This is a genomic window from Brevibacterium sp. Lmc1 (assembly GCF_057654315.1).
The window spans coordinates 2,632,891-2,658,719 of the sequence record NZ_CM172803.1; the positions used below are offsets into that span (position 1 = coordinate 2,632,891).

The following is a 25,829-nucleotide window of genomic DNA, read 5'->3' on the forward strand; positions in this document are numbered from 1 at the left end:
CAGGCAACCTTGTATTTCCTATACGCCAGGAGGGACCTTACCGCTCTCCAACCATGCACGCCAATCACCGAAGCGAACCGCGCCTCCATAAGGCAGTTCCCCATGCCCCGCCAGGGGCGGATGGGTCTCGCGGCAGCAAGGAGAATTGTCGTGAATGTCACGCTCTTCGACGAATTCCCGCACCAGCCGAATGCCATGCAGCGCGTTGACCAACCACGCCTCGTGACCGACGAGTTCTTCGGGACGCAACCGCCGAAACTCGACCGGTACCGACCGAGCGCGAGCTTCCTCAAGGATCACCGCCGACGTCACTCCCGACAGCGCGCCCAACTCCGGATCCGGTGCGCAAAGGGTCTCTTCGTCCCACCACAGCAGGCTCGTCGTCGCTCCCTCGATGACGTACCCGTCCCCATTGATGAGCAATACCTCATCACAGCTGTACTGCTCACCGGCGTCCTCCCGCACACGCTCAAGCAATGCGATGTCCGGGCCTTTCCGATTCGGAGTGATTCGCGGGTCGGAATATGGCGGGATGAGAACTTTCAACTCCTGCGTCCGAGTCGGTGCTGGTCGCAACCGGAATGCCAACTCACGTTCGGCGTCGGGAGAAACGTCGAGGACATCTACGCGCGGGAACCACTCCCCCTTCGCCGGGATCTGCTCGACCACTGCCGCCCAGAAATCATCGGTGATCGCACTGCCCATCCCCACCTGAGAAGCCGCATCACCGAACCGCGCCCGATGACGGTCGAACGCTCGCACCCGCCCGTGGTCAACAAGCCACGAATCGGCGGCCACCAGCGTCGTGGAACTGATATCAGCCGTTGGCTTCTCGAAACGCTGATCCTGTTGATCCCACAGCCACAGGTTCATCGCTCAACTCCACCCGAATATTCGGCCACAGCGGTTTCGGTCGGTCCGACCTCCTCGGCAGGAATCATGGTGTTCAACCCAACATCGCCTATCTGCTCAGTCGAATGGATATGTGTCCTCAGTTCGGACGGGTCGTTCGCAGGAACGACAACCTCGCCGGGGAACTCCACTCCACCGAGCAACCTCAGCACCGGAGCCGCCTTCACCACTGTCTCCTCGTACTCGTCTTCGGAATCCGAGAGCGCAACGATCGCTCCGCCGACCCCGTAACTCAGAGTCTCACCCTGAACGACGAGCGTGCGGATAACGACGCTGAGATCGACGGCACCGCCGAGCGAGAAATACCCGACTGCTCCGCTGTACACCCCGCGCGGGCCGGCCTCGAGCTCTTCGATGGTCGTCATCGTCCGCAGCTTCGGCGCCCCAGTCATCGACCCTGGTGGGAACGCCGCCCGCACACACGCCACCGAGCTAGCATCCTCGGCCAAGCGTGAACTGACCGTCGAGACCATCTGATGCACCGTCGCATACGACTCGATCCCGAACAACGTGTCCGCCTGCACCGATCCCAGCTCGGCCGTGCGCCCGAGGTCGTGCCGGACGAGATCGACGATCATGAGATTCTCCGACCGATCCTTCACCGAGGCGGCCAGCTCAGCCTTGATCGTTTCGTCCTCCTCCGAGGTTGTTCCCCTGGGCCGAGTACCCTTGATCGGCTTCGATTCCACCCGACCGTCGGCACCGATCCGCAGAAATCTTTCAGGTGAGGTACTGAGAATCGCCGCCTCACGTGTGCGGATGAACGCCCCGAACGGCGTCGGGTTGTCCGCGCGCAGCCGCAGGTACATCTCCAGTGGTGACTCGTGCGGGTCGGCGGTGCCTTCGAGCATGTTCGTCAGGCAGACTTCGTAGGTCTCGCCATCGGTGATCTTCTCTTGCACTTGATAGATGAGGTCGAGGTACTCGCGCCGACTGTGCCGTGCCACGAGGATTGGATTGCGACGTTCCGCTGGGGTTGAGGTGTCTGCCTTCGACGAGGTGGCCCGCCGTTGGTCAGTACCACTGATTTCCTCGGCGGCGACCGATGCGATCCGTGCGCGTGTGTGGTCAAACCAGTCCTGGTTGGCTGCGTGGCCAGTTGGGTCGTCGTCATGACGCAGTGCCAGAAGGTGAATGCTCTTGGTGACGTGGTCGATGACCAGTGCGCGATCGAGGAACATCATGACGGCGTCAGGCAGGTCGGATTCGTGCTGGTTCGGCGAGCCGACCTCGGCCTTGAGCTCGTAGCCGAGATAACCGACCCACCCAAGGCGGAACTCGAATGGCAGATCGTGGCTTAAGGCGCTCAAGCCGGGAAAAGTGGATTTGATGCCTTGCGCTTCTGTTCTTTCGCCGGTCACCGCAACGGTTGCGCTTGCGAGTTCGGCTTCGAGCCAGTCAAAGAATCCGGACGACTCTGTCACATTCTCTGACTCGTCACCGGCCGAACGCACTTCGACTACCCCCTCCGGCACAGAGCCAGTCGCTACTCTGCTCAGCGGACCGGACGGCGCACCCATGATCGAGAACCGGGACGAGTCATTGCCAGGTAAATTTCCGTCGAGCCAAACGGCCTCAGATTCGTCACCGAAGAGCTCGGCGAAGAGACGTACGTCGGTGAATGTCTGAGAGAGAACATCGGTGTCGAGAATGTAGTGGTGCCGATCGTCAGCAGGGTGGGGAGTCGCTTCGGACCGATTGAGCGCTGCGCACGTCCCTGCAAGGAGGTCAGATTTCGAGACAATCTCCTCGCCATCCCACGCCTCATTGACCGAACCGTCATCCTGATGCTCAGTCCCCCGGTTCCATGCCACAGTAAGCTCAGCGAATTTCCGCAGCAGGGTCCGAGCCTCATCGGACGCGATCGATTCCGGATGGAACTGGACTCCCCAATGTGGCCTGGACCGATGCCGGAGCGCTTGGATGACTCCGTCTTCGGACCACGCTGTTGCCTCCAAACAATCGGGCAAGTCGGTCACTGCGAGGGAGTGGTACCGCACCGCCGAAAACGGCGAGGGGATCCCGGCGAACAACTCGGTCTCGGTATGCCGGATCGCAGAGACCCGACCGTGTCGAGGCTCGGCAGCGTGCACCACGGTTCCTCCGTGCACATGAGCAATCCCCTGATGGCCGAGGCACACGCCGAGCACCGGGATCGGGGAATGTTCGATCACCTCGGCGCAGATGCCGAAGTCGGCCGGCCGCTCCGGAGTTCCCGGTCCCGGGGAGATGACGACATTGTCGAACTCGTCGAGCACGCTCAGCTCGAATTCTTCCCAGTCGTTGGGCACGAGCGTCGGCGCGCACCCGTTCACCTCGGCGAGGAGGTGGAAGAGGTTAAGCGTGAACGAATCAGCATTGTCGATAAGCAGAGTCCGGATCACGCCTGCCTCCTCGCTCACGACGATCGACTATCTGGCTGCCTTACGAAAACCGCGTATGCAATCGGCATCTCAGCAGAACATCACCAATCGTATTGGACCTACACAACCAGAGCCATGTTATAAGGGAAAGACGCGTCGATAGCGATAACGGCGGCAGGGCTAACCGCCGCTAACCGATCCGGCTATTAAACGGGCGAAGGTTGGGGTTGAGAGCTTCTACGGGATGGACAAGCGAAAAACGACTCGGTTTCAAATGAAGACTCTAGCCTTCTAATTGAGCATGAAAGCAGAGTACGACGGTTCCCGCGTACGCAATTTTGCACCACCCATATCTGAATAGATTTTCAACGACTCCTCCACCGCATAAAATGCGGATTCCCAGCACTCTCGCGTTGGCCGGGCGGTGCCCGGACGGTTGGCAATTGCTGATAAAAGTCCCACGTAGACTTGCGCCGCTGATTTAAGTTCAATAATACCGATTGCAGTCAGCAAGACACCGTCATTGTGGAGAACTCTCCGCCAGCACCTTCTTGATCTTTCAGCGAAACAGGCATCGACAATCAAGAGGTCGGCTTTGACAGTGCCATCTGGAACTGATTGCGTCAAAGACTCAACATCGATTGAGCTGTCTCCTATGCAGAGTTCCCAATCTTCTCGATCAAGACGGCCGTGTCCCGTGATGATTACAATGCCAGTCAGCCTCTGGAGTAAAGAAGCCAATCCCTCGGCATCAGCGACCTGATGGACATAGTTGCATGAGTCCTCTGTGTCTGTCGGTCGGTACATGACTCGATTCGCTCCGGGCGCGGACATTCCCCTGGCAAACGAGTGAACAATTGATGGCACCAACGTCGACAAGCGATCAGTACCGGCAAGCACTACATGAATCGGCACTCTAAACGCTGCATTTCGTTTCGCGCTCATACAGCAATCATCCCCGTTGCTAACGAATTCGTCCATAGACCGCCAAAGACACCTGCCTTGTTACCAATCGAGAACATCAATCTGAAATTCTGACCTGCACAAGTGTTTCAAGACTTACTTCGAATAGCGCAATTTGGACATCACACAGCCAGCAATGTTAGTCTCAGCCAAGAACTATTCGTCGGATCCCGTCTGACATCCCACCTGCCGCTTCGGCGAGCAACGACTCCTCCGTATCCGCGCCTGCACGGACGTACCGCCCCGTGAATGAATCCAGTGTTCCCGAAGCCAACGCCAGTGCCAGATCAGTGACCTGTTCGGGTGAAGTCCAGTCACCGCCCTGGCGGAAATCGTGGACGGGCATCGACTTCGTCATCGCGGTCTCGACGACACCGGGTGCCATCTCAAAGATGCGCAGTCCCTTGTCGTGTCCGTAGTGGACAACTGAATCTGCGATGCGGAACAGTGCTGCCTTCGACGCCGAGTACACGGCATATGCCGGAGTTCCCTTCGCTCCCGACCCGGAGTTGAGGTCAATGATCCGGCTGGGACGTCCGGTCGCCTCGGCGCCCGCCATCAGAACGGGTGCAAAGACATTAATCATGAGCGCAACCCCGATGACGTTCGCGTCGACGACGCCCTTGAGGCTCTCCGGATCGGCATCCCACAGTGGCCCCTCGGTCGACTCGATGCGCCCCGCATTGTTGATGAGCACCTGCAGACGCTTCCCCGTCGACTTCTCGAGCTCTGCCACTGAGTCACGCAGCTGGTTCACCACAGTGATGTCATCAGTGCGCAGACCGACACCGGTCACCGTTCCCCCGGTCGATTCAGCGATCTCTTCAGCCGCGGCTTCTGCATTCTCCGCCGAGGTGGCCGTGACGATCACGTCATACCCGGCCTTCGCGAACGCCTCCGACAGATGACGCCCGATTCCGCGGGCTCCGCCGGTGATGAGCGCGATCGTCTCCGACGGAACTGCAGTGGCTGTGGGGGTGAGATTCTCGGTCATGCTCTGTGCTCCTCGTGGATAGTCATCGATTCGGATAGGGCAAGGCCCGGTCGAACCACTCTAACGGTCGACCGGGCTCTGATACGCACTGTTCTCAGCTGCGGACTTCGGCGCCGTGACGCTCGGCGGCCAACTTCGTCGCCGCTTCACGCATCGCCGAGGCCTCATCGGCCTTGAGCGTGCGATCCGGGGCGCGGAAGGTCAGGCGGAACGCCAGCGACTTCTTGCCCTCGGGCAGCTGGTCTCCGGTGTAGAGGTCGAAGGTCTCGAGCAGTTCGAGCTCCTCCCCGGCACCTTCACGCAGCGTCGCGGCCAGAGTCTGCGTCGGCAGCTCGGCATCGACGATGAGCGCGACGTCCTGGCGGGAGACTGGGTAGGTCGACAGAGCGCCGTCCCAGGCTCGCAGGTCGTCTTGGGCCAGCAGTGCGTCGAGGTCGATCTCGAAGGCGACGGTCCGCGCCGGCAGGCCGAGGTTCTCGCACACCTTCGGGTGCAGCTCACCTGCATGGCCGAGCACCTGACCGTCGGCGAGGATGAACTTCGCCGCACGGCCCGGATGCCACGGGGCGTTCTGGTCGGCCTCGACGGTGACTTCGAGGCCATTGACCGCAGCGATCCGGCGCACGGTGTCGATGACGTCGGTGGCCTCGGCCTTGCGGCCCTTGCCCCAGACACCGGGCATTTCGGCGTTTCCGGAGATGATGCCCGCGTAGTGGTAGGGCTGGTGCGGCACCGATGCGTAGATCTTTTCGAGCTCGGCATCGCTCGGGTGGTATCCGGGCAGGTGACGCGGTCCGGGGCCTTCAGGCAGACCCGCCGAGGTGGACACCAGTCCCGCCTCGAACAGCGCGACATCCTTCGCCCCGCGGCCGAGGTTGCGCACCACGAGGTCGACCAGCGTCGAGAGCAGGTTGGTGCGCATGAGCGGTAGGTCTTCGGACATCGGGTTGGCCAGGCGCACGTGCTTGCGGCGCACATCATCGGCCTCGAGCCTCAGCTGATCGTCCCGCTTGTCGTTTGTGAACGGGTACGACAGCACCTCGGTGAACCCATCAGCAGCCAACAGGTTCGAGACACGGCGACGCGTCTTCTGCGCGACAGTCAGTCCGTTGCCTGCCCGAGCGGCGGGCTGAACGGACGGAATCCGGTCATAGCCGCCGGTGCGGGCGACTTCCTCGATGAGGTCGACGTCGTCGGTGATGTCCGTGCGCCAGCTGGGCACGGTCACGGACACGGTCTCATCGTCCTTAGTCGACACGGTTGCGCCGATGCCCTCGAGCAGTGAGGTCACCTCGGCGACGGTGTAATCGACACCGACCAAGGAAGCGACACGGGCAACCTTGAGGTCGAGCACCGTCGGCTCGGGGGCCTGACCGACCTGCGTAGTCGCAGGGCTGAGGGTTCCGCCACCGAGTTCGACGAGCAGGTCCGCGCAGCGACGGGCAGCCACAGGCCCGAGCCTCGGGTCGACGCCGCGTTCGAAGCGACGCGAAGCCTCCGAGGACAGCTTGTGGCGACGCGAGGTGCGAGCAATCGAGATCGGGTCGAAGTGAGCAGCCTCGATGACGACGTCGGTGGTCCCAGCATGAACCTCGACATCGGCTCCGCCCATGACGCCAGCCAGGCCGATGACCTTCCCGCCCTTGCCGCTGGTGCCGTCCCCGCGGTCGGTGATGAGCAGATCCTCGGGATCGAGCTTGCGCTCGACATCGTCGAGAGTCGTGAACTTCTCCCCCGCACTCGCACGGCGGACGACGATCTCGTCGCCGAGCAGCGAAGTGTCGTAGGCGTGCAGCGGCTGTCCGAGTTCGAGCATGACGTAGTTCGTGACATCCACGGTCAAGCTGATCGGGCGCATTCCCGCCTGCTGCAGGCGACGCTGCATCCAGAACGGAGTCTTTGCCTGAGGATCAAGGCCGGTGACCTGAAGGGCGGTGAACTGGTCACAGCCGGCCACCTCGTTGATGGGGTTGTTGTCCTCAACCGACACCGGGAAGCCATCGTCGGTGGCCGCATTGGTGGGAGCCACGTCGGCGGATCCGATGTCGGTGAAGGTCTGGCCCTTCATCTGCGCATATTCGCGTCCGATACCGCGCATCGACAGCTGGTACCCGCGGTCGGGGGTGACGTTGACGTCGAGGGTGACCTGGTCGAGGCCGAGCAGCGCGATCGCGTCATCGCCGGGCTCACCGGTCAGGCCGAGGTCACTGAGCACGATGATGCCGGAGTGATCCTCGCCGAGCCCGAGCTCCTTGGCCGAGCAGATCATGCCATCGGACTTGTGACCGTAGGTCTTCCGGGCGGCGATGGTGAAGTCACCGGGCAGGACGGCTCCGGGCAGGCAGGCGACGATGAGGTCGCCGGGCACGAAGTTGTGGGCACCGCAGATGATGCCGCGGCTGGGCACCTCGGGGCCGGGCTGCGGGTCCTTCGGATCGTCGAGATCCTCGTTGTGTTCGGGGCCGACGTCGACGCGGCACCAGTTGACGGTCTTGCCGTTCGAGTGCTCTTCCTTGACGAGTTCGAGCACGCGACCGACGACGAGGGGCCCGGTGATCTCGGGTCCGAAGAAGTCCTCTTCCTCGAGTCCGATGGAGGCGAACTCGGCGGCGAGGGCATGGGGATCGGTCTCGGCTGGGAGATCGACATAGTCGGCCAGCCAGTTCAGTGGGACGCGCATATCAAGCCTTCATTCCGAAACGGGCCGAGAAGCGCACATCGCCTTCGACCATGTCATGCATATCGTTGATTCCTTCGCGCAGCATCAGGGTGCGTTCGATGCCCATGCCGAAGGCGAAGCCCTGGTAGACGTCGGGGTCGATGCCGGCGGCGCGCAGCACGTTGGGGTGGACCATTCCGCAGCCGCCCCATTCGATCCAGCCGGGTCCGCCGACCTTGTTGGGGAACCAGAAGTCCATCTCCGCGCTGGGTTCGGTGAACGGGAAGAAGCTCGGGCGCAGGCGGGTCTTCGACTCGGGGCCGAACATCTCGCGGGCGAAGCCGTCGAGGGTGCCCTGCAGGTTGGCCATGGTCAGGCCCTTGTCGATGGCGATGCCTTCGATCTGGTGGAAGACCGGGGTGTGGGTGGCGTCGAGCTCATCGGTGCGGAAGGTCTTGCCCGGGCACACGACGTAGAGCGGCACGCCGCGCTCGAGCAGGGAGCGTGACTGAACCGGTGAGGTGTGGGTGCGCAGGACTAGACCGGCCTCAGGTGGGTCGACGAAGAACGTGTCCTGCATCTGGCGGGCCGGATGGTCGGGTCCGAAGTTGAGCGCGTCGAAGTTCAGCCATTCGGATTCGATCTCGGGGCCTTCGGCGACTTCCCAGCCGAGGCCGACGAAGTAGTCCGCGGCCTGTTCCTGGATGAGGCTCAGCGGGTGGCGAGCGCCGAGGCGGCGACGATCGGTGGGCAGGGTGACGTCGATGGCCTCTTCGATGAGCACGGCCGCATCGCGTTCGGCTTCAAGCTCGGCCAGGCGTGCGTCGTGGGCCTGCTTGACCTTTCCCCTGGACTTGCCGACGATCTTGCCGGCGGCGGCCTTATCGGCCTTGTCGAGTGAGCCGATGGCCCGGTTGGCGAGCGCCAGCGGGGCTTTGTCCCCGGTGTGGTCGATCTTCGCCTGTTTGAGCTCGTCGAGAGTCGTCGCATCCGTGAAAGCCTTGAGTGCCGCGTCGACGGCTTGCTTCACGGCCGACTCGTCCAAGGGGTCGAGTTGGTCTGTCATCAATGTCCTTTTGTCCGTACTTGCCCGCAGCTGAGGGGACGTCGTTTCTCTTCGCCTGCCAGTCTATCGTCTCCCCCGGCAGGGCCCTGGTCGGGTCCGCTGGGTGGGTGGGCCTAGGTGATCCTTTCGCCGAGGCGGCCCCGCGGTTCTGTACGTCAGCTGGGTGGGTGGTCCACCTCGGTGATGGAGGTGTGGGACCGGTCATAGGGACTGAGCGGAGAAAAGCGTAGGGTCGGATACATGACGACACAACGTGCATCAGATGTCATGGTCAGGGCCCTGGAGAACGAGGGCGTCGAGCGGATCTTCGGCATTCCCGGCGAGGAGAACCTCGACTTCGTCGACTCCCTGCGGAACTCATCGATCGAACTCATCCTCACCCGGCATGAGCAGGCGGCCGCTTTCATGGCCGCCACCTACGGCCGGCTGACGGGCAGGCCCGGTGTGGTGCTCACAACTCTGGGGCCGGGCGCACTCAACCTGGCGACCGGGGCTGCGTACGCCCACCTCGGCGGGATGCCGGTCATCATGATCACCGGTCAGAAGGGCATCCGCACGGCCGAACAGGCTGCGTTCCAGATGGTCAATACGGTGGCGACGATGGACCCGCTGACGAAGGTGAGCAAGCAGATCACCTCGGCGGCGATGATCCCGACAATGGTCCGAGAGGCGTTCCGTGCCGCTCAGGCCGAGCGTCCGGGACCGGTGCACCTCGAACTTCCCGAGGACATCGCCGGAATGCCGGTCGACGGATTCGAGCTCATCGAACCGCATACGAACGGTCGGCCCGTCGCCGGGGATACGGCGATCGCGAACGCCGCGAACGTCATCAAAGAGGCGAAGAACCCGCTGCTCATGCTCGGTGCGGATGCCTCTCGGGCTTCCAGCAGTGAGGAGCTGTCGCGTTTTGTCGCCCAGATGCGCATCCCCTACGTCACCACGCAGATGGGCAAGGGGTCGGTGACGGGAGCGTCGGATCTGTACATGGGCACGGCGGCGCTGACGTCCGGTGACTACGTCCACGACGCGATCGATGCCGCCGATGTCATCGTCACCATCGGTCACGATACGACGGAGAAGCCGCCGTTCACGATGGATGAGAACGGACCGACCGTCGTGCACATCGGATACCGTCCCGCCATCGTTGAGCAGGTGTATTTCCCGCAGTTCGAGGTCATCGGTGACCTGGGTCCGTCCTTGGACAAGCTCGCCGAGGTGCTCGGTAGTCCCGTGCCCACCGCCGAGGCGCTCCTGCCGATGCGTGATGAGATCCTCATCAAGATCCACGAGGGAGCCGATGAGGATCGGTTCATCCCCCAGCGGATCGTCCAGGAGGTCCGTGATGTCGTGCCGACCGATGGGATCGTGGCCCTCGACAACGGCATGTACAAGATCTGGTTCGCCCGCAACTACCGCACGACCCGGGCGAACACTCTGCTGCTCGACAATGCGCTGGCGACGATGGGCGCCGGGCTGCCGTCGGCGATCGGGGCGAAGCTGACCTACCCGGAGCGTCGTGTCATGGCCGTAGTCGGCGACGGCGGGTTCATGATGAACAGCCAGGAGCTGGAGACCGCTATGCGTTTGGGTCTCGATCTTGTTGTCGTCATCCTCGAGGACAACGCCTACGGCATGATCCGGTGGAAGCAGGCTGCGGACGGGTTCCCCGACTACGGTCTGACTTACGGCAACCCTGATTTCGTGAAGTACGCGGAGTCGTATGGGGCCACCGGCACCCGCGTCGAGGATGTCGACAGCATCAGCGACGCGCTGGAGAATGCGTTCGAGGCCGGCGGTGTGCACGTTGTCGTCGTGCCGATTGACTACTCGGAGAACAAGCGTGTGCTCATCGACGAGTTGGGGAAGCGGTGATGTACCGCCGGTGAACCGATCGGGGCTTGCCGACCGGAGATCGCTGAATCATCGAGAGCCCCAGCCGAGATCGTCGCGGATGGGGCTCTCGTCGTGAGTCTGGACGGTCTCGTAACGAGGCTCAGTACGCCAGCGGACGTTCAGGCGACTCAAACGGGTACCGAGCGCGGAAGTCATCGGCGATCTCGCCCATGGTCACGATCTTCACCCCGTCGTGCCCGCCGACGTAGTCCAGCAGACGTTCGAGCATGAGCAGCACCTGCGGACGGCCGGACACGTCCGGGTGGATCGTGATCGGGAAGATCCCATAGTCGAGTTCGCGGTAGACCCAATCAAACTGGTCTCGCCACAAGGTCTCGATATCGCGGGGATTGACGAAGCCGTGACTGTTCGGGCTGCTCTTCACGAACAGCATCGGCGGCAAGTCGTCGACGTACCAGTTCGCGGCGATCTCGACGAGGTCGATCTCCTTGCCGTGTTTGAGCGGCTTCATCCACGTTTCCGGCGACTGCGAATAGTCGATCGGCGTCCATTCGTCGCCGGCGATGGAGTAGTACGGCACGAAATCCTTGTGGCTCTGGCTGTGGTCGTATTCGAAACCGAACTTTTTGAGCAGCTCTGGAGTGTATGCGCTCAGCTCCCACCACGGGGCGACGTAGCCACGCGGCTGGCTGCCGGTGAGGTTCGTGATGAGCTCGACGGACTTCTCCATGACGATGTCTTCCTGACGGTTCGTCATTGCGACGGGGTTCTCGTGGCTATAGCCGTGGGCGCCGATCTCATGTCCGTCGTCGTGCACCATCTTGCATTGGTCAGGGAAGGTCTCGAGCGAATGACCGGGGATGAACCAGCTTGCCTTGAGATCGCGGCGCTTGAGCATCTTCAGGAGCCGGGGAACTCCGATTTCGCCGGCGAAGATGCCCCGCTGAATGTCCGAGGGAGAGTCTTCCCCGCCGTAGGAACCGAGCCAACCTGACACTGCATCGATGTCGATGCCGAGCGATACGAAAATCTCTTTGGCCATCTTGCGAATCCTCCGTCGAGTCGAAAGTGAGAACGCGGATTCGCTGCGGGCGAATGCCGCGATGCTGTGAGTCTTTCACCGAAGTGTGATCTGCGCAATGGGTCTCTCACCCGGTCAGAGAGCCTGCACCTCCGCTAGGCGTCGCCCACTCTCACTCCACGGAAATGTCGAGATCGGAGGCGAAGAGGAAGCTGAGCTGAGGGCTCACGATAGCCGAACGGCTTCGGCAGCGTGTTTCACCTCCGCCAGCAGCTCTTGTTCGGCAGCCTCTGCGACGTCCCGTGACTCGGCACCGACAGTGATCGACGCCCGCACTGCCGCGGAACGATCTCGCACAGGCGCCGAGATCGACATTGCTCCGACGATACGTTCGCCTCTTGCGATGTGATAACCCTGTGCACGTATCTCATTGAGCTGCGCCCTCAGCTGCGCGCCCCATGCGTCGGACTCCCCGCCCATTTCTGCAGGAGCGACCTGCTCGATGTACTGAGTCAACTGCTCGGTTGAGAATTCGGCGGCAAAGATCTTCCCCGCTCCCCGGTGGAGGGACAGCCGCGACCCCATCGGAAGTTCATATGCCAACGGTTTGGCCCCAGGAACTCTGGCCACGACGACACGCGACCACCCCGCTCGCACAAAGAGCGACGCGGTCAACGACGTTCGCTGAGCCAGTTCCCTGAGCACAGGCTTTGCACGTTCGACCAATGGGCTCGTCGTCAGATACGCATGAGCACCGTAGACCGCGCTGGCACCGGATCGATATTCCCTTCCGTCTCGCTCGACCCGCCCTCGCGATTCGAGCGCGTTGAGGATGCGTTGGACGGTTGCATTGTGCAGTCCGGTCACACGAGAGATCTCGACCAGCTTCAATGGCCGACCGGCTTCCTCCAAAGCCTCGACCACAGTGATCGCTCTGTCCAGTGACCGCATGTTACTGGTGTCTCGAGGAGAACTCGGCGACATCGCGAAACCCCACTTCTCTTCCGACGAACTTCGACACAGTTCGTGCCCGAACTCTTCTGGGCTGCCTGGGCGTTGACAAGCCTTCCAGAGGACTCTATCGTTCATCTGCCACTGAGTGGTAGAAGTTGTCACCTAATGATAGTTTGTCGAGTTTCGACGTCGATGGAGATGCTGAGATGAGTACCACCCACCCCCGTGCGCGATCGGCCGGTCCGCGCCGAGTCCATGTACCGATTCGACCGGCCTGGCTGGCCCTCGGTGCTGAAGAGCCGCTGACGTCCGACGTCGATATCATCGATTCGCATCACCACCTCTGGAACAGGCCTGGGGATCGCTATCTGCTCGATGACTTCGCTCAGGACGCAGTCACAGTTCCGAAGCTTCGGGCGAGTGTCTATGTGCAGAGCAGAACGGGGTACAGGACGACCGGACCAGAATGCATGAGGTCCGTGGGCGAGGTGGAGTTCGCGGCGGCAGTCGCTGCTGAGTCGTCTCGTTCACCTCGCGGTCAGGTTGCAGCAGCGATCATCGCCGGGGCTGACCTCGACCAGGGCGACACGCTGAACTCCGTCCTCGACGCGATGCTCACCGCCTCCGACGGCCGCCTAAGAGGCATCCGCAACCAGACGGCGTGGCACTCGGACCCTTCAATCGTCACCTCACCCTTCCCTCCTCCCCCGGGCCGCTTGTCCGACCCAGCGTTTCGCGACGGTGTCAAACTGCTCGGTGAACGCGGCCTCGTCCTCGACGTATGGGCCTACGAAAGTCAGCTCGATGAGGTGGTCTCACTCGCAGAGGAATGCAACAAAACATGCATCGTCATCGATCACCTCGGTGGGCCTCTGAGTAAAAATGGACGCTTGCCTCGACCGAACTCGCCGTGGTCGGATCGAGTCCGCAGGCTTGCCGACCTGCCGAATGTCCACATTAAAATCTCCGGCATCGGCCTGCGGTCGTTCGGGCTCGAGGTCGAGCACCGCGATCGACCTCCGTCTTCGGCGGAGCTGGCAACGGTCCAGGCTCCGTTCTTCGACGTCCTGCTGACCGAGTTCACCTCGGATCGGCTGATGTTCGGGAGCAATTTCCCCGTCGACAAGGGAATCGCCTCGTACACAGTGCTGTGGAACTCCTATTTCAGACTCTGCCAGGGTCTGGCGGCGGAGGATATCGATAATCTCTTCGCCCGCACAGCATCCTCCGTCTACTCAATCTCCTGAATCTTGATGATTCACCGACCGACCACGAAAGGAAGCTGACATTGTCGTCACATACCGCCACTGAATCATCGGAGCACAGCGAGCTCGAAAGGAGGACGATTCGAAAGATCTCACTGAAACTGATGCCCTTCCTCACTTTCGGATACTTCATCGCGCACGTCGACCGCAACAACGTCGGAATCGCCAGTTTGCAGATGAACGACGCCATCGGTCTGACATCAACGATCTTCGGACTCGGGTCCTCTCTGTTCTTCCTCGCCTACGTCCTGCTCGAAGTGCCGAGCAACATCATGCTCGCCAAGGTCGGCGCGCGACTGTGGATTGCACGGATTCTCATCACCTGGGGGATCATCGCGACCGCCATGGCGTTCGTCATCGGACCTATCTCATTCACGGCGATGCGCATCCTCCTCGGAGCAGCTGAGGCCGGATTCTTTCCCGGAATCATCCTCTACCTCACCTACTGGTTTCCTCCGCGCTACCGTGCGCGGAACATGGCGCTGTTCAGCATTGCCATTCCCTTGTCCAACGTCCTCGGATCGATCATCGGCGGGCTCCTTCTGCGACTGTCGATGTTCGGCCTCGACGGCTGGCAATGGCTGTTCATCATCGAGGGTCTGCCGGCCGTCATCCTCGGCGTTATGGCCTTCAAAGTGCTGCCGAACGGCCCGACGGACGCCAAGTGGCTCTCCGACGAAGAACGCGTATGGCTGACGACAGCAATGAGCGAGCAGGAGCAGACCCTCGAGGAGACACGATCCCACACCAGCTTCTGGACACTCTTCACTAACGGCCGCATCATGCTGCTCGCCCTCGTGTACACCTCAACCGCCGCGATCAGCCAAGGGCTGTCACTATGGCAGCCGCAGATCATCAAGAGCTTCGGTCTCACGGACTCTCAGGTCGGCCTCATCAATGCGATCCCGTTCGCAGTGGCAGCAATCCTCATGTACCTCTGGGGCAAGCTGTCGGATCGGCGCTCCGAACGAGTGCTGATGACATTGGTCCCCACAATCGTGGCGGCGATCTCTCTGGCTTTCGTCCCGAACGCGTCGACAATCATCGTGTTCGTCATCGTGATCTGCGGCGTACTGGTGGGGACCTATGCCGCCAAAGGGCCCTTCTGGAGCCTGAGCTCCGAGTGGCTCAGCAGAAAGGAAGCAGTCGCCGGGATCGCCATCATCAACTCGATCGGATCGCTGGCGGCATTCGGCAACAACATCCTCATCGGCTTCATCAATGATCGAACCGGAAGCTTTGCACTGTCGATGGTGCCTTTGATGGTGCTGGCGATCAGCAGTGTGGCCCTCCTCATCATCGGGTCCAGGAGGTATTCGACGTCGGTGTGACGACAGGCCGGTACCCGACTTCGAGTCAGTGCAGGATGATCACTGCCATCACATCTGTGCGGTGATCTTCCTGCATGCTCGCAGGAGCTCTGCCCGGTGGTCGAACAGCCCTTCCCTGTCCATCTCACCATGCTCGGCGACCAAATTGAGCGACCCGAGCAGCTCCATGTCCGGCGACCAGATGGGTGCCGTGATGCTCATCGCCCCGAGGTTCCGCTCCGACTCGGCAATCAGGTAGCCGTCCCGTCGGATTGCCTCGAGATCCTCCTGCAACGCGTTCAGATCCTGGATGCGTCCATTCTCCAATCGGATCGGCGAGTATTCATCCAGGAGCTGCTGACGCGCCTGCGGTTCAGCATGGGCGAGCAAGACCTTGCCGCCGCCGAAGAAGAGGCTGAGGACCTGACCGACCGGGAACTGATAGCTCAAAGGGTTCGGCGCTTCAATCCGTGCGACCAACACCCTCGTATCCTTCACACGGACGAACACCGATGAGGTGAGCCCGGTCTGCGCGGTCAGCATCGACAGCAGACCAGGCGCAATCAGTGCCAACCGATCCTCCAGCACATAGGCATGTGACATCGGCAGAACCTTCGGCCCCAGCGTGTACCCGCGCTTGCCACCTTGCAGATAGTCCCGTCCGACCAACTGCCCCACTAGCCGCTGAGTCGTGGCGATGTGCAGACCAGTCATCTTCGAGATGTCGGTCAGACTGACCGGTTCCCGGCTGTTCGTCACACTCTCCAACACATCCAGTGCCCTGTCGAGGGTGCGCCCTTGGTTTCCCTTGGCTTCCACGATCTCACGTCCTCTCAGCAGATTTCCGAGCGCCGCCTCGAAGACGTACCAATTTCCGGTCGCCGACAGTTGACAAGAGCGCACTCCCACTCAATACTACCGTCACCCGCGCCAAATGATATTAGCTATCATCCAGTGAGAGGAACATAATATGAGAGTAACCATTCTCGGTCTTGGTGAAGCCGGTTCGGCTTATGCGTCTGCCTTCGACGAGGCGGGACACGCAGTCACCGGGTTCGACCCAAGTCCGGTCGCGACTCCCCCAAATGTCACGCGTACCGCCTCGGCAGCCGAAGCCGTCTCCGAGGCCGAGGTCGTCCTCGGTCTGACCACTGCCGCACCTTCAGTTACGGTGGCATCCGAAGCCGCAGAGCATCTGCACTCCGAATCGATGTACATCGATATGAACGCGGCTTCACCGCAGAAGAAGCGTGAGGTGCAGGCGGCGCTCGGATCTGATGCCAAGTTCGTCGACGGTGCAGTCATCGGATCCGTCATCCAGTTCGGGGCTCGGGCACACGTACTCCTATCAGGACCGTATTCCGACCTCGCGGAAACCGTGCTCGGCACGATCGGAGCCCAGACAGAGTCCCTGAAAGGTCAGATCGGTGACGCCTCGCAGCGAAAACTCCTTCGCAGCGTGTTCATGAAAGGACTGGGTGCACTCATCACCGAGGCCATTCAGGCCGGCGAAGAGGCAGGAGAAACCGAGTGGGTCCGAGCACAGATCGCCGGTGAACTCGCACTCGGGGAGAAAGCACTCGATCGACTGCTCAACGGCACTGCACAGCACGCGCGGCGCCGATCGATCGAACTCAACGACAGCCTGGCTCTCTTGGCCAGCTTCCCGCGCCAATGGCCCATGACTCAAGCCGCGCAGTCGGTCCATCTCACCCTTTCACGGACTGAAGAAGCCTCCGTAGCCGAACAGCTCGCATCGATTCCCACCTCTGCTCTCGGCGATGCCGGCGATCGGTTGGGCTTTCTCGATTCCGCCGTCAAACCGATGTGGAAGTCGGCGCCGATCTCAGGTCGGGCGTTCACAGTGCACACACGCCCCGGGGACAATCTGGCCATCCACCAGGCGCTCCCCCTGACTCAGCCCGGGGACATCCTCGTCGTCGCCGGCGGAGGAGACTGCGAACGTGCCCTCATCGGTGAGCTCATCGCCGAGCGAGCTCAGCTTCGCGGAATCGCGGGCATGGTGATCGACGGCGCGATTCGCGATGTCGACGAGATCGAAGCGCTCGGATTTCCTGTCTGGGCGCGCGGCGTCTCTCCCGCGGGACCGTACAAGACCGGCCCCGGGCGACTCCGCGAAACCATCTCCGCAGCAGGGGCCGTGTGCCACCACGGAGATTTCATCGTCGCCGACGCCGACGGCGTCTTCGTCGTCAATCCGCTCGAAGCGGAGAAGGTCCTCGCCGATGGTCGAGCCGTCGTGGCCGATGAAGAGGGCCGCAAAGCAGCCATGCGCCAAGAGGCGTCCCAGCAGACGCAGTAACGAACTTCGCCAACGAATCCAGAAAGGGGAGGACAAAGATGCCTCTCGCCCTTATCGCTCTGGCGGTCTTCATCACAGTCATCGTGGTGTGGAACGTCGTCGTCAAAAGAAACATGGCCGAAGCAATGCTGCTCGGCTTCATCGCCACGCTGCTGTTCGCCGGAGCGGACGCTCGGCAGTACGCGGCCGATGCCTTTGTCGAGGCATCTGAGAACGACGTTCTCTACGCCGCCATCGCGTTCGTCTTCATGACGTATTTCGTCGAGAAGACAGGAGTGATGGACAAACTCATCGGAATCCTGTCGTCCCTGCTCGGCCGGCTCCCAGGCGGACCTGCCTTTGTCGACACGGCCGCGTCGGGAGCCATGGGCGCCTTGGCCGGCGGGTCGAACACAGGCAACGCGGCGGCCTCCGGCTCGATCACCGGGCCGTGGATGGTACGCACCGGGTGGAAGAGAGAACGCGCGGCCACCGTCATCGCCGGCAATGCCGGCCTCGGCGCGGCGCTTCCGCCCAGTGCCTCGATGATCATCATGATCGGGTTCGCCGGGACGCTGGTGACGACCTCGCAGGTCTACCTCGCGCTACTGGTGGCTGGTTCGTACCAGGTCATCTACCGAGTGTTCCTCACGTGGTGGTTCGTGTATCGAGACGGAATCAAATCCGAAATCGGTGCCGAGCACGTTGCGCTGAAAACTTCCCTGAGCCGCGGGTGGACATCCGCGCTCATCTTCCTCGGCGCTGTCCTCCCGATCCTGGTCACTGTCGGGCCCCTCGCCGATCTGCTCGCGTCCTCGCCGCGCATCGGCGACTCGCTGGAGAACATCTCGCTCATCATGTGGATTCCCATCCTCATCATCTTCATCAGCGGGGTCGTTGCGTGGAAAGAACTGCCGAAGACGCTTCCCCAGTGGTGCCGCTTCCTCGAGGGCTCCGTCCCACGCTTCTTCACCATCGGGGCGATTCTCTTCTTCGCCATCACCGCCTCAGAGGTGCTCGCGTCGCTGGGTCTCGACGACGACGTCAACTCCGTCCTCGGCGCAATGAATCTGCCGCTGTGGCTGCTGGTGACCCTCATCGGTGCTCTCATCGTCATCGTCGCCGGCCCGCTGTCGTCGACGGCGACGTTGAGCGCGGTCGGACAGGTGGCGCTCTTTTCAATGGTCGGAGCCGGCATCGATCCGCTTCTGGCCGTCATCGCGATTCTCGTATTCGCGTCGACAGAGGGGGCATCGCCGCCGGCCTCGGGATCGATCTTCGTCGCCTGCGGTATCACAAAAGCCCGACCGGAGAAGACGTTCATTCCCTTGGTCATCTACTACGTCGTTCCATTCTTCATTCTCGGCGTCTTAATCGCGCTGGGCATCGTTCCTGTCCCCATGGGAGGTTGACATGAAAGCCACATTCAGATCCATTTTGCTGCCCCTGTTCACACTGGCGATGGTCGTGTTCCTCGTCCTCGCCTTCATCATCGTCTTCACCCAGATCGCCGGAATCCTCTTCGCACAGGGCGCGTGGATCGACGCCGCCCGTGAGTCGCTGTCTCAGCCGAGCATCATCGCCGCAATCGTGGTTGGGCTGCTCGGATACTGCTACTACACCACGATCGACAAGGACGGTGAAGACGAAGACTGACCGTTCAACAACGACCCGATCCCGCATGAACGAACCCGAGACGACCGCACACAATGCAGCTCAACGGTCTGCATCACATCGATACACCGATGCCCCATGCAAAGGAGCACAATGCCTAGGATAGAACTGTCGAGACTCGAAGACTTCGCGACGACGATTCTCCACCACGCCGGTATGGCTGAGGAGAACGCGTCGACCGTGGCCAAGGTGATGTGCGCGGCCGACCGCATCGGCCTTGGCTCCCACGGAGTCGCCAGGCTATCGACATACCTCGAACGCGTGAGGGCCGGCGTCATGGAGATCGATCCGGAAGTGGTCGTCACCGAGGTGACGGCGGCGCTGGCCACAGTCGATGCGGCCAATGGCTTCGGCCAGGTGGCTGCCACTCGGGCCATGGACGTGGCGATGGACAAAGCGCGCAGAATGGGCATCGCTGCGGTCTCAGTCAAGAACTCCAACCACTTCGGCATCGCCGGGCACTATGCACGGACCGCTGCCGAGAACAGACTCATCGGCATCGTCATGACGAATGCGTCTCCCGCGCTGCCACCGTTCAATGCCAAGAACAAGCTGCTCGGGACGAATCCGGTGGCGATCGGCATTCCCAGCATCAACCAGCCCATGGCCGTCTTGGACATGTCTTCGACTCTTGTGGCCCGCGGTAAGATCCGCCGGTACCTGGAAGAGGGGCGGACGACTTTGCCTCACGGCTGGGCAAATGATGCACAGGGTCGGCCCACTACTAACCCATACGAGGCGCTCGAGGGTTCACTGGCACCGATCGGTGGGCCGAAGGGAGCCGGACTCGCACTCATGATCGACCTGCTCACCGGGGTGCTCTCCGGGACGAGCATAACCGGGGAGGTCGGCAACCTCCTTGACGCGAGCAAGACCGCGAACACGGCCCATCTGATGATCGTTTTGGACCCCGACAAGTTCGTCGGTGCGACGGCGTTCGGTGAGCTCGTCGACACTGTTCTCGCCGCGATCTCATCGATGGAACCGGCAGACGGAGGGCGAGTGTACTACCCCGGACTCATCGAGCACGACCGTGCTCGGGACACTGCGGAGAACGGTGCCGACATCACGGATGAAGGGCTCGACCGGCTCAACCGTGAGGCGGCTGTCTACGGACTCAGACCATTGGGCTGAGATGGTGGAGACTGCGGGCCCCGGGTGTTTCGTCGGGCCCTGCAGTCACCGTCCGCTCACGCCACGGTGATGCCGAGTTCCGAGGCGAAGAGTTCGGCGAAGAGCATGAGCTGGGTGTCGTCGATGGTCGCTCCGCCCAGAGAGTGCACGCCGGAGATCTTGTGCGGTTCCAGTCCCCGGATATCGACGTTGCCGAGGGCGGCGCCTTCGCACTGGAAGACTCCGACGCTGCTTCCCGGAAATGCGACCCGGCTGACCTTCGCTCGGTCGAGGTCGATCTCGTCGATCTTGCAGTCGCGGAACTCGACATCGGTAAGCTTCGACCCGCGCAGGTTGAGGTAGGAGATACGGCAATTGGTGAATCGCACCTTCTCCCACACGCTGTCATAGACAACGCCGGCACCGATCCGTGTTCCAGAGATCGCTGTGTGCAGTAGGTTTCCACGGGACATAGTCCACGTGTCGGCGCGGCAGTCCGTAATCTCCGTGCCGGAGATCCTGGCCCCGGTGAGATCGACCGGCACGTCGACATCGCCGAAATTGACGTTCGACCATCGACAGTCGAGGAACGTCGCTTGGGTGGCATCCACCTCGGCGAGGTCGAGATCGGTGAATTCCATGCCCTCGAGGAATTCCTCGGGATCGATATCCCCGAGGTAACCCTGGGCAAGTTCGCCGAGGTTAATCTTCGGTGGTCGCGGCGTCTCCGTGGTCATGGGCCCACCCTAATCGCTGCCGGTGACATACCCCGTCGTTGCGAGTTCACCCGAACGAAAACACGCCTTGTTATCGTCGGGTGCATGGACTCGCGGCCACGCTCACCCAATGACCGCGATGCACCCTACGCGGTTGCGTTTGCAGCAGGCGGGGTGCTCGCTGTTGTCTACCTCGTGGTCCGTTACCTGCACGCTCAGTACATCGGCTGCGGTGAAGCCGGCTTCCAGTGTGGCGGGGCCATCAATGACCTGTTCTTCGGGTACGGAAGCTGGTTTCTTGGATTTCTTATCGTCCTTGGCTGGGTGGCCACGGCGGTGATTGCACCGTCGATGCTGAATCAGCTCCGACCGCACACGTCATGGTGGAGACGCGGACTCATCGCCACTGGATTCTGTTTAGCCGTGACCGTTGTGATCATGGTGGTCTACAGCGGAATAGTGACGTATTCGGAATAAGGCTGAGCGATCGACGTCTCCCCCACTAGACTGCAGGCATGAAGCCACTGACAACGATCCTGTCATTGCCCGTCGCCGATCCGCAGGCCACCGCGAACTTCTACGCCGATGGACTCGGTCTCGAAACCGACGGTGTGGACGACGGCATCGTCGCCTTCGAACTGCCGAACCTCTCAATCTTCTTCATCACCGCAGACGAATACGGCCAGTACCTCGAGCTCTCAGGCCAGCCCGGTTCGAAGAATCCGGTTCCAGGAGCCAGCATCATCTCGTGCGCCTTCGCCACTAAAGCCGAGATCGATGAGACCCTCGATCGTGCGGTCGCCGCCGGTGGATCAGCCGATCCGGGCCAAGATGTCGATGGGTCGTACATGGGCTACTTCGCTGACCCGGACGGATACATCTGGGAGCTCGTCGCCAACGAGCAGACCGCGAAGGCCGCTGCGAACGGCTGAATAGTTTTACGCACCTGTCGGACGGTCACGGAGGGCTTTCGCGCACGATGAGCGCACAGTCGTGCGCGTCTCAGCGGCCACGGGAAGCTGAGACTCTGCCAACGCCGTTTTCGGGACATCGACGAAACCGAGTCTCTTCACCGCCGAGGTGTAGACGACATACTCTTTGATGAGTGCCACAGGCACCGTCACCGAGATCAGCAGTCGCGGTACCGACGGAGAGGCCCCCGTACCGAAATCGAGTACCCAGAAAATACACGCAACAGCCGAGAAGACGACCACTGACTCGGTCGCTTCATTGAGATGATGACTCCGCAGCGTCACCAGAGACTTCGGCGCATCGGCAATATCAACCACGCTCGTCTCACCGCCCTGACTACTGCTGTTAATCGACTAGGTTACTTGTCGTCACAGTAGCGCAGATCGCCGCAGAATTGAACCATGCCCGCAGTTCAGCGAGCCAGTCCGGAGCACCTTCCCCAATGCACAGAAGCTGCCCAGCCCCTCACATCCGCTGGTTGCGAGCACTCTCGTAGATGCACACTCCGGCGGCAGTGCCGAGGTTAAGGCTTTCGGCCGAACCGTAGATGGGGACGGCCACGGATGAGTCGCACAGCTCAAGATCCTCGGGGCTCATCCCCCAAGCTTCGTTGCCGAAGACCCAGGCGGTCCGTGCGGTCAGGTCGAGGCCCGTCTCCCAGGGGTGGTGAAGATCGTGGGCTTCGTCGTTCGCGTCGGCGGCGAGCACCTGCAGGCCGCGGGCACGGGCCAGTTCGGTCACCTCGGAGAGTCCGACTCCGGTGACGACAGGAATGTGGAAGAGCGAACCGGCAGTCGAGCGCACGACCTTGTCGTTGTAGACATCCACCGACGACGATGTCAGCACCACGGCATCGGCGCCCGCGGCATCGGCCAGCCGAATGATCGTGCCGGCATTGCCCGGATCGCGCACTTGCGACAGGACGACGACGAGCTGCGCTTCCTTGTCGAGCACCGAGGTCAGCTCCACGTCGAGCGCCCTGCACACGGCCACGACGCCTTGTGAGTTCACGGTCGAGGCGAGCTCGGTGAGCACCTCGGGGGTGACGATGCTGCACTGCATGCGCCCGTGCTTGGCTGTCGAGACGAACGACGGATGCTCCTCAGCAGCCTCCTCGGTGATGAAAAGCTCGACAACGGAGCCCTTGCGCGCCAGGGCCTCACGGACGGCCTGCGGACCCTCGACGAGGAACAGCCCCGTGGACTTGCGATCGCGACGCTTGAGCAGCTTCGCGGCGTTCTTGATCCGCTTCGACTGAGGTGAGGAGATGACGTCAGGGAGTTTCATGAAACCGTGTTCTCGATCCGTTGAGTGCTGAAGTGGAAGAAGTGGGTGCTGAAGAGGCAGAAGCTGAAATGAGGACCAGGCAGGTCCTGGCAGAAAGACCGACGGCCCCGAACCTGCAGTTCGGGGCCGTCGTCGATCACCGAGGCGATCGTTCAGTCACTTAAGTGACCGGAGTCTTGAGATGACGCTGCTCAGGCGGCGTCGGTCTTCGCTGCGTTGACGTCAGCAGGAAGAGCTTCCTTGGCGACCTTGACCAGGTGCGCGAAGGTGGCCGAGTCGTTCACGGCGAGCTCGGCGAGCATGCGACGGTCGACCTCGACTCCAGCGGCCTTGAGGCCCTGGATGAAACGGTTGTAGGTCATACCGTTGGCGCGGGCGCCGGCGTTGATGCGCTGGATCCAGAGACGACGGAAGTCGCCCTTGCGCTTGCGACGGTCACGGTAGCTGTAGACCAGCGAGTGGATGACCTGTTCTTTGGCCTTGCGGTACAGGCGCGAGCGCTGTCCGCGGTAGCCGCTTGCCCGGTCGAGGATGACCCGGCGCTTCTTGTGAGCGTTGACCGCTCTCTTCACACGTGCCACGTGTTACTCCTTTAGAAAGTTCGTATCTGCCGGCGGTGCCGGACTCTGGTTCAAGCTGAGACAGCCGATGTCGACTGCCCGTGGGAGATCCCGGAGACTGTCCGGGAAGGAAAGACCCGAAAGGGGTCTCACCTGCCCTTGAGCTTGCCCAGAAGCTTGCGGGCCATGGCGCGGTCGCCGCCGGTGAGTTCCTGGTCGGTGGACACGCGGCGCTTACGAGCCGAGGACTTGCCCTCGAACTTGTGCTGGTTGTTCACGCCTTCACGCATGATCTTGCCACTGCCAGTCACGCGCATGCGCTTCTTGGCGCTGCTGTTCGTCTTCTGCTTCGGCATAGTGCCGTTCTCCTTTGCAATTCGTTGCCCGCGTCAACCGCTGGCAACTACTTCACACGCACAGACCAGGACGGACCTGGAACGCGACGTACTTAATTTCTCACGCGTCCGGGCGAGCTGCGTTCTTCTCTGCAGCGACCCGATCGCGACGGGACTTCACCTCAGCGGACTTGCCCTTGGCATCTGCCGATGCCTTCCGGGCCTCCGCCTTGGCGTCAGACTTTGACTTGTGCGGGGCGATGACCATCACCATGTTGCGTCCGTCGACTCGCGGTGAGGATTCGACGGAGCCAAGATCGGACACATCTTCGGCCAAGCGGTTGAGCAGCTTGATGCCCATCTCGGGACGGGACTGCTCACGTCCGCGGAACATGATCATGACCTTGACCTTGTCGCCGCCTTCGAGGAAGCGGGTGACGTGGCCCTTCTTCGTCTCGTAATCGTGTTCGTCGATCTTGAGACGGAAGCGGATCTCCTTCAGCGCAGTGTTCGCCTGGTTCTTCCGGGCTTCTCTGGCTTTCTGGGCAGATTCATATTTGAATTTTCCGTAGTCCATGAGCTTGGCTACGGGTGGCTTCGCCTGTGGGGCTACCTCGACGAGGTCGAGGCCGGCTTCACCGGCGAGATCGAGTGCCTTGCGAATGGCAACGATACCGACCTGTTCACCATTGGGTCCGACCAACCGGACCTCGGGAACCCGAATCCGGTCATTGATGCGCGTCTCGCTGATGTGTTCACTCCTTTTGCTCAAATGTGGTCGTGACAACGAAAAAGGCTCCCGTTGACACATGCCAAGGGAGCCTGCACACACGAGCAGTACGGTAGACGTACGTTCAGTGAATACACCTCGATCTGGACCCGATCAGACTATGCCTGACGGACAGATCTTTGGACCCGATCGCTCTTCGCGATCAAGGTGGGAGACAGACTCCGCTTCGCACCAGCTACCAGTGTACTACGCTTCATGACTCTTCGCACATCGAAGCCCTGGTGTGATCGCCGCATTGATTTATATGTCAAGCTTATGGCATGAGTTCTGAAGAATCTGTTCCCGCCGAGGCGATCGCCGACGTTACGCGCGACATCGCCGAGGTCCCCGCTGTCGAGGTCATCACCTCCAGCGCCGTCCACCTCATGTCCGCTGCCGCCGTCAAGTGCGGCCTGGCCGAGGACACCGCCGAAGGTCGCGGCGCCGACCTCCAGGACCTCGATGAGGCCCGCAAGCTCATCACCGCACTGGCCGGCTTCGTCACCGGTGCTGCCACCGTGATCGGCGACCACCACGCCCGCCCGCTGCGCGATGGACTGCGCAGCCTGCAGCTGGCCTTCCGTGAGGCTTCGGAATACCCCGACGCCCCCGGCGAAGGTCCCGGAGAAAAGTTCACCGGCCCCGTCCGCTGACACTCCCCCGCCGACCACTCACGCAACGGCCCTCGATCATCGATCGGGGGCCGTTGTCATATCCTCATTCGCCGAGGCGGCCGTGTC

The 25,829-nt window shown here is 61.7% G+C and carries 25 protein-coding genes; 10 read left to right on the forward strand and 15 right to left on the reverse strand.

Features of this window, described 5'->3' with window-relative positions; all coding sequences use genetic code 11:
• Window positions 1-18 precede the first annotated feature (18 nt).
• The 6 genes from AC239G_RS11760 to pheS form a co-directional block, all read right to left on the reverse strand.
• The gene (locus AC239G_RS11760) at window positions 19-873 is read right to left on the reverse strand and encodes an aminotransferase class IV (protein WP_487488931.1); all 855 of its coding nucleotides are present in this window, start codon (window positions 871-873) and stop codon (window positions 19-21) included.
• Window positions 870-3,296 carry an aminodeoxychorismate synthase component I gene (gene pabB, locus AC239G_RS11765; protein WP_487488932.1) on the reverse strand — a complete coding sequence of 809 codons (2,427 nt, stop codon included), beginning with the start codon at window positions 3,294-3,296 and terminating at the stop codon, window positions 870-872. The genes AC239G_RS11760 and pabB overlap by 4 nt, the downstream gene beginning before the upstream one ends.
• A gap of 270 nt (window positions 3,297-3,566) precedes the next feature.
• Window positions 3,567-4,220, reverse strand: coding sequence for a hypothetical protein (locus AC239G_RS11770; RefSeq protein ID WP_487488933.1), 654 nt, complete (start codon window positions 4,218-4,220; stop codon window positions 3,567-3,569).
• Between the two features lie 163 nt (window positions 4,221-4,383).
• Entirely contained in the window at window positions 4,384-5,232 is an 849-nt protein-coding gene (locus AC239G_RS11775; protein WP_487488934.1) for an SDR family NAD(P)-dependent oxidoreductase, read from the reverse strand.
• A 94-nt stretch (window positions 5,233-5,326) separates the two neighbouring features.
• Window positions 5,327-7,912 carry a phenylalanine--tRNA ligase subunit beta gene (gene pheT / locus AC239G_RS11780; protein ID WP_487488935.1) on the reverse strand — a complete coding sequence of 862 codons (2,586 nt, stop codon included), beginning with the start codon at window positions 7,910-7,912 and terminating at the stop codon, window positions 5,327-5,329.
• Between the two features lies 1 nt (window position 7,913).
• A complete protein-coding gene (gene pheS, locus AC239G_RS11785; RefSeq protein WP_487488936.1) occupies window positions 7,914-8,957 on the reverse strand; it encodes a phenylalanine--tRNA ligase subunit alpha in 1,044 nt (347 codons plus the stop codon).
• A gap of 240 nt (window positions 8,958-9,197) precedes the next feature.
• On the opposite strand from pheS, the gene AC239G_RS11790 reads away from it, so the two are divergent.
• Window positions 9,198-10,829 carry an acetolactate synthase large subunit gene (locus tag AC239G_RS11790; RefSeq protein WP_487488937.1) on the forward strand — a complete coding sequence of 544 codons (1,632 nt, stop codon included), beginning with the start codon at window positions 9,198-9,200 and terminating at the stop codon, window positions 10,827-10,829.
• A gap of 121 nt (window positions 10,830-10,950) precedes the next feature.
• Here AC239G_RS11790 and AC239G_RS11795 read toward each other — a convergent pair whose 3' ends face one another.
• Window positions 10,951-11,853, reverse strand: a complete 903-nt coding sequence (locus AC239G_RS11795) for a polysaccharide deacetylase family protein (protein WP_487488938.1) — start codon at window positions 11,851-11,853, stop codon at window positions 10,951-10,953.
• Between the two features lie 204 nt (window positions 11,854-12,057).
• On the reverse strand, window positions 12,058-12,948 hold the full coding sequence (locus AC239G_RS11800) for an IclR family transcriptional regulator (protein WP_487488939.1): 891 nt from the start codon (window positions 12,946-12,948) through the stop codon (window positions 12,058-12,060).
• 44 nt (window positions 12,949-12,992) lie between these two features.
• Here AC239G_RS11800 and AC239G_RS11805 point away from each other — a divergent pair, with 44 nt between their 5' ends.
• Window positions 12,993-14,033, forward strand: a complete 1,041-nt coding sequence (locus tag AC239G_RS11805; protein WP_487488940.1) for an amidohydrolase family protein — start codon at window positions 12,993-12,995, stop codon at window positions 14,031-14,033.
• A 122-nt stretch (window positions 14,034-14,155) separates the two neighbouring features.
• Window positions 14,156-15,382: an MFS transporter gene (locus AC239G_RS11810; protein WP_487488941.1), complete on the forward strand. Its 1,227-nt coding sequence runs from the start codon at window positions 14,156-14,158 to the stop codon at window positions 15,380-15,382.
• Between the two features lie 48 nt (window positions 15,383-15,430).
• Here the strand turns inward: AC239G_RS11810 and AC239G_RS11815 are convergent, their stop codons facing one another.
• Window positions 15,431-16,180: an IclR family transcriptional regulator gene (locus AC239G_RS11815; protein WP_487488942.1), complete on the reverse strand. Its 750-nt coding sequence runs from the start codon at window positions 16,178-16,180 to the stop codon at window positions 15,431-15,433.
• Window positions 16,181-16,331: 151 nt separating this feature from the next.
• Between AC239G_RS11815 and AC239G_RS11820 the strand changes: the two genes are divergently transcribed.
• The 4 genes from AC239G_RS11820 to AC239G_RS11835 all read left to right on the forward strand — a co-directional run bounded on the left by AC239G_RS11820 (window position 16,332) and on the right by AC239G_RS11835 (window position 20,471).
• A complete protein-coding gene (locus tag AC239G_RS11820; protein ID WP_487488943.1) occupies window positions 16,332-17,684 on the forward strand; it encodes an RraA family protein in 1,353 nt (450 codons plus the stop codon).
• 38 nt (window positions 17,685-17,722) lie between these two features.
• Window positions 17,723-19,075, forward strand: coding sequence for a TRAP transporter large permease subunit (locus tag AC239G_RS11825; RefSeq protein WP_487488944.1), 1,353 nt, complete (start codon window positions 17,723-17,725; stop codon window positions 19,073-19,075).
• A 1-nt stretch (window position 19,076) separates the two neighbouring features.
• Window positions 19,077-19,319, forward strand: a complete 243-nt coding sequence (locus AC239G_RS11830) for a hypothetical protein (RefSeq protein ID WP_487488945.1) — start codon at window positions 19,077-19,079, stop codon at window positions 19,317-19,319.
• A 111-nt stretch (window positions 19,320-19,430) separates the two neighbouring features.
• Window positions 19,431-20,471, forward strand: coding sequence for an Ldh family oxidoreductase (locus tag AC239G_RS11835; RefSeq protein WP_487488946.1), 1,041 nt, complete (start codon window positions 19,431-19,433; stop codon window positions 20,469-20,471).
• Between the two features lie 56 nt (window positions 20,472-20,527).
• Here the strand turns inward: AC239G_RS11835 and AC239G_RS11840 are convergent, their stop codons facing one another.
• Entirely contained in the window at window positions 20,528-21,187 is a 660-nt protein-coding gene (locus AC239G_RS11840) for a pentapeptide repeat-containing protein (RefSeq protein ID WP_487488947.1), read from the reverse strand.
• An 84-nt stretch (window positions 21,188-21,271) separates the two neighbouring features.
• On the opposite strand from AC239G_RS11840, the gene AC239G_RS11845 reads away from it, so the two are divergent.
• Complete coding sequence (locus tag AC239G_RS11845; protein WP_487488948.1) at window positions 21,272-21,643, forward strand: hypothetical protein; 372 nt, start codon at window positions 21,272-21,274, stop codon at window positions 21,641-21,643.
• 38 nt (window positions 21,644-21,681) lie between these two features.
• Window positions 21,682-22,098, forward strand: a complete 417-nt coding sequence (locus AC239G_RS11850; protein WP_487488949.1) for a VOC family protein — start codon at window positions 21,682-21,684, stop codon at window positions 22,096-22,098.
• A 6-nt stretch (window positions 22,099-22,104) separates the two neighbouring features.
• Here AC239G_RS11850 and AC239G_RS11855 read toward each other — a convergent pair whose 3' ends face one another.
• The 5 genes from AC239G_RS11855 to infC form a co-directional block, all read right to left on the reverse strand.
• Complete coding sequence (locus AC239G_RS11855) at window positions 22,105-22,455, reverse strand: hypothetical protein (protein ID WP_487488950.1); 351 nt, start codon at window positions 22,453-22,455, stop codon at window positions 22,105-22,107.
• A gap of 148 nt (window positions 22,456-22,603) precedes the next feature.
• On the reverse strand, window positions 22,604-23,425 hold the full coding sequence (locus AC239G_RS11860) for a TrmH family RNA methyltransferase (protein WP_487488951.1): 822 nt from the start codon (window positions 23,423-23,425) through the stop codon (window positions 22,604-22,606).
• 191 nt (window positions 23,426-23,616) lie between these two features.
• Window positions 23,617-24,006 carry a 50S ribosomal protein L20 gene (rplT, locus tag AC239G_RS11865; protein ID WP_039206669.1) on the reverse strand — a complete coding sequence of 130 codons (390 nt, stop codon included), beginning with the start codon at window positions 24,004-24,006 and terminating at the stop codon, window positions 23,617-23,619.
• A 128-nt stretch (window positions 24,007-24,134) separates the two neighbouring features.
• Window positions 24,135-24,341, reverse strand: coding sequence for a 50S ribosomal protein L35 (rpmI, locus tag AC239G_RS11870; protein ID WP_039206667.1), 207 nt, complete (start codon window positions 24,339-24,341; stop codon window positions 24,135-24,137).
• A gap of 100 nt (window positions 24,342-24,441) precedes the next feature.
• On the reverse strand, window positions 24,442-25,092 hold the full coding sequence (infC, locus tag AC239G_RS11875) for a translation initiation factor IF-3 (protein WP_229664191.1): 651 nt from the start codon (window positions 25,090-25,092) through the stop codon (window positions 24,442-24,444).
• Between the two features lie 278 nt (window positions 25,093-25,370).
• Between infC and AC239G_RS11880 the strand changes: the two genes are divergently transcribed.
• The gene (locus AC239G_RS11880) at window positions 25,371-25,742 is read left to right on the forward strand and encodes a DUF1844 domain-containing protein (RefSeq protein WP_039206663.1); all 372 of its coding nucleotides are present in this window, start codon (window positions 25,371-25,373) and stop codon (window positions 25,740-25,742) included.
• The last annotated feature ends 87 nt before the right edge of the window (window positions 25,743-25,829 follow it).

Bases quoted from the DNA above. Each gene is read 5' to 3' on its own strand.
- AC239G_RS11760 (WP_487488931.1), bottom strand. From the start codon at position 873: ATGAACCTGTGGCTGTGGGATCAACAGGATCAGCGTTTCGAGAAGCCA.
- AC239G_RS11770 (WP_487488933.1), bottom strand. From the start codon at position 4,220: ATGAGCGCGAAACGAAATGCAGCGTTTAGAGTGCCGATTCATGTAGTG.
- AC239G_RS11775 (WP_487488934.1), bottom strand. From the start codon at position 5,232: ATGACCGAGAATCTCACCCCCACAGCCACTGCAGTTCCGTCGGAGACG.
- pheT (WP_487488935.1), bottom strand. From the start codon at position 7,912: ATGCGCGTCCCACTGAACTGGCTGGCCGACTATGTCGATCTCCCAGCC.
- pheS (WP_487488936.1), bottom strand. From the start codon at position 8,957: ATGACAGACCAACTCGACCCCTTGGACGAGTCGGCCGTGAAGCAAGCC.
- AC239G_RS11790 (WP_487488937.1), top strand. From the start codon at position 9,198: ATGACGACACAACGTGCATCAGATGTCATGGTCAGGGCCCTGGAGAAC.
- AC239G_RS11795 (WP_487488938.1), bottom strand. From the start codon at position 11,853: ATGGCCAAAGAGATTTTCGTATCGCTCGGCATCGACATCGATGCAGTG.
- AC239G_RS11805 (WP_487488940.1), top strand. From the start codon at position 12,993: ATGAGTACCACCCACCCCCGTGCGCGATCGGCCGGTCCGCGCCGAGTC.
- AC239G_RS11810 (WP_487488941.1), top strand. From the start codon at position 14,156: ATGCCCTTCCTCACTTTCGGATACTTCATCGCGCACGTCGACCGCAAC.
- AC239G_RS11820 (WP_487488943.1), top strand. From the start codon at position 16,332: ATGAGAGTAACCATTCTCGGTCTTGGTGAAGCCGGTTCGGCTTATGCG.
- AC239G_RS11825 (WP_487488944.1), top strand. From the start codon at position 17,723: ATGCCTCTCGCCCTTATCGCTCTGGCGGTCTTCATCACAGTCATCGTG.
- AC239G_RS11830 (WP_487488945.1), top strand. From the start codon at position 19,077: ATGAAAGCCACATTCAGATCCATTTTGCTGCCCCTGTTCACACTGGCG.
- AC239G_RS11835 (WP_487488946.1), top strand. From the start codon at position 19,431: ATGCCTAGGATAGAACTGTCGAGACTCGAAGACTTCGCGACGACGATT.
- AC239G_RS11840 (WP_487488947.1), bottom strand. From the start codon at position 21,187: ATGACCACGGAGACGCCGCGACCACCGAAGATTAACCTCGGCGAACTT.
- AC239G_RS11845 (WP_487488948.1), top strand. From the start codon at position 21,272: ATGGACTCGCGGCCACGCTCACCCAATGACCGCGATGCACCCTACGCG.
- AC239G_RS11850 (WP_487488949.1), top strand. From the start codon at position 21,682: ATGAAGCCACTGACAACGATCCTGTCATTGCCCGTCGCCGATCCGCAG.
- AC239G_RS11860 (WP_487488951.1), bottom strand. From the start codon at position 23,425: ATGAAACTCCCTGACGTCATCTCCTCACCTCAGTCGAAGCGGATCAAG.
- rpmI (WP_039206667.1), bottom strand. From the start codon at position 24,341: ATGCCGAAGCAGAAGACGAACAGCAGCGCCAAGAAGCGCATGCGCGTG.
- AC239G_RS11880 (WP_039206663.1), top strand. From the start codon at position 25,371: ATGAGTTCTGAAGAATCTGTTCCCGCCGAGGCGATCGCCGACGTTACG.